We start from the raw sequence: 2986 nt of genomic DNA, 5'->3' as shown, positions 1-2986 counted from the left end.
TTCCGGGCCCTGACAGAGACGGTGGCGGGCGCGAGCCGCGACCAGATCCTCGACTTCCAGAAGGGTGTGGACATCATCGTGGTGGCAGGCCTGTCGCCGGGTGTGTTCGAATTCCGCGGCACGGCGGCATTTGCCCCCTCCGGCAACCCGGAGCTGCGGCTGTTCGAGTCGGCGACAGGCTCGACCATCGTGCAGTTTGACGCGGACGGCAACGGCAGTATCGACGCCGAGATCCGCGTCGCGAATGTCACCGGGCTGACGGCAGAGGACTTTGTTCTCTGAGACGATACCGAAGGGCGGAAACACGCCGCTGACCCCGCCAACACATTGAAATCAAGACCTTCGCCGGGAAAGTGCGGATCACCAGGGTGATCGCCTGCACGACCCCGGCGCAGGCATGGACGCCTTTCCCAGGCCCTCGCCGGGCGCTCGACGGCCCCGCCGATGGACAGGCAAATGTCCAATCCTCCCCGATTTCAGGCTATAATGGCGGCATCCGGCGGGCACCGGACAGCAGCAGGTCCGTCGTCCTGAACATTTGAAAGGGAAGGATAGAAACAATGGTTGATACGGTCGTTTCAACAAATCGCTCGACACCCGTCACGATCACGGCGGGCGACGATTACCTCCTGTTGCAGGGCGTTTCGCACTACAGCACGTCAGGCAACACCGTGACCCTGACCGCGCCCTCGGCCGCGCGGTCGAATTTCTACATCTACGGATCGCTCTTCAGCCTCCAGTCCGACGCGCTGGATGTCGACGACAGCACCGCCCTCGCGGGGCTGATCGTGGTTGGTGCCACGGGCAGCGTGACGGGTCCCAGCAATTTCCGCGGCATGGATATCGGCGTCAGTGACACCTCTGTCAGCAACCTCGGAGAAATCTCTGGGTCGGTCGGCATCGACGTCGGCTTTGGCACCGATGACGTGCGCATCTACAACGCGGGCACGATCTTTCAGTCCGTCGGAACATCGATCCTGGCCGCCATTCGCAGCAACGGCGACAACCTGTCAGTGATCAATCATGGCCTGGTCTTTGGCCGACAGGCGATTGCGATCGACGACGGTGTCGTGATCAACAGCGGCACGTTGCTGGGCGACGTCACCGGGCTGGAGGCGTCCGGCACCGGCACGGATACGGTGACGGTGGTCAACAGCGGGCTGATCCAGTCGGACCAGGACGCGATCAGGGGCGGCTTGATCCCGCTGACGGTCCGAAACACCGGCGAGATCCTCGGCGACATCGTGGCCAGCGCCGACACGGCGACGATCCACAACATGGGCACCATCCAGGGCGAGATCCTCTTGAGCGTTGTTGCCGATGTGCTGACCAACGGCGGCGTCATCGACGGCGACATTCGGGTGGGCGCAGGCGTTGACCTGGTGGTGAACGGCGGCACCATCTTCGGCGATGTCTTCCTGGGCGGCAGCGCCGACCGGTACGAGGGCAATGGCGGCGCGACCATGGGCACGGTCCTGGGCGAAACCGGCAACGACACGCTGGCTGGGGGCGAGGTCTCCGATACCCTGGACGGTGGAACCGATCACGACATGATCGTCGGCCGCGGCGGCGACGATGACCTCAGGGGCTCTTCCGGCAACGACTTCATCCTCGGTGGCGCGGGCAATGACTCGATCCAGGGCGGCACCGAGAACGACACGCTGAACGGCAACGCGGGGGATGACACGATCCTGGGCGATGCCGGCAACGATATCCTGGTCGGCCAGGACGGCAGCGATTTTGTCGACGGCGGCGCGAACGATGACGTGCTGAACGGCCAGGACGGCGAAGACATCCTGGAGGGCGGCAGCGGCAACGACATCCTGCGCGGCGGCAATGGCGACGATGCGCTGGCCGGCGGCGAGGGGCTGGACTTGCTGAGCGGTGGCGCGGGGGCCGACAACTTTGTCTTCCGCGCGCTGGCCGAAACCGTGGTGGGCGCGAACCGCGACCAGATCCTCGACTTTGAACAGGGCGCGGACCTGATCGTGGTGGCGGGCCTGTCGCCGGGGGTCTTCGAATTTCGCGGCACCCTGCCCTTTGCCCCCTCGGGAAACCCCGAACTGCGCCTGTTCGAATCCGCCACCGGCTCGACCATCGTGCAGTTCGACGCGGACGGCAACGGGACGGTGGACGCCGAGATCCGGGTGGCCAATGTCATCGGGCTGACGGCAACGGATTTTGTGCTCTGAAGGACCACGGACAGCCGGAGGGCGCGACGTGCAACCGCCCGTCAGGGCGCGAAAATTCCGCTGGGTGGCCGCGCCCGGAACCCTGTATGCTGGACCCGTTTGTCGGTCCCTGAGCCGATGGTGGCCGGGCCGGACATTCGTCCACAGAGGTCCTCATCATGGCCAGCTTCAATATCATCGGATTTTCGACCACGCAGCAGTTCCTGGGCACCAACGAACTGGGAGTCGTCACCACCGGGTCCACGCTTGTGGTGCCCGGCCAGGCCGTGGACATCGGCAACTTCAGCGATCTCGTGAGCCTCGGCGCCATTGTCACGCGGTCGACATCGGTCTCTGTCTCGCAGAACGGAACCGTGACTGTCGGAGCGCAAGGCTCGATCACCTCCACGATCGGCTACGCGATCGGTCTCGGCGGCCTAGATGGCTTCAAACAGGTCGTCAACAACGGTGCGATCACCGGGTATTCTTCAGGCATGGACTGGGGCGGATTCGGCGTCACTGCCAATATCTACCAGGTCAGGCTGGTCAACACCGGCACCATCATCGGTCAGACCGACCAAGGCGCCCGGATCGCGGTCGAGGGCGGCGCCACGCCGGGCCTCTCCGTGATCGACAACAGCGGCATCCTTTCGGGGCTGGCGGCAGGACTGGTGCTGGATGGTTTGCTCGGCGCGGGCGGCGCCTTCAGGATCGTGAACAGCGGCCTCATCGAGGGCCGCAGCGGCGCCGCCATCACGCAGGGTTTCGGCCCAAGTTTGACCATCGACATCGTGAACAGCGGCCGGATCCTGTCC

The 2986-nt window shown here is 64.8% G+C and carries 3 protein-coding genes; all 3 read left to right on the top strand.

The window, feature by feature from the left end; translation table 11 throughout:
- The coding region (locus MAA8898_RS26520; protein ID WP_370738644.1) for a hypothetical protein at positions 1 to 282 on the top strand (282 nt) is incomplete at its 5' end.
- A 278-nt stretch (positions 283 to 560) separates the two neighbouring features.
- Positions 561 to 2192: a calcium-binding protein gene (locus MAA8898_RS25495; RefSeq protein WP_094023820.1), complete on the top strand. Its 1632-nt coding sequence runs from the start codon at positions 561 to 563 to the stop codon at positions 2190 to 2192.
- Between the two features lie 158 nt (positions 2193 to 2350).
- A partial coding sequence (locus MAA8898_RS25490) for a hypothetical protein (protein WP_217900546.1) occupies positions 2351 to 2986 on the top strand: 636 nt, incomplete at its 3' end.

The organism is Antarctobacter aquimaris (assembly GCF_900184945.1).
Taxonomy (GTDB): Bacteria; Pseudomonadota; Alphaproteobacteria; order Rhodobacterales; family Rhodobacteraceae; genus Maliponia; species Maliponia aquimaris.
Note: the sequence above shows the minus strand (reverse complement) of the source record. Positions and strands in the feature narration are given on the sequence as shown.

Bases quoted from the DNA above. Each gene is read 5' to 3' on its own strand.
- MAA8898_RS25495 (WP_094023820.1), top strand. From the start codon at position 561: ATGGTTGATACGGTCGTTTCAACAAATCGCTCGACACCCGTCACGATC.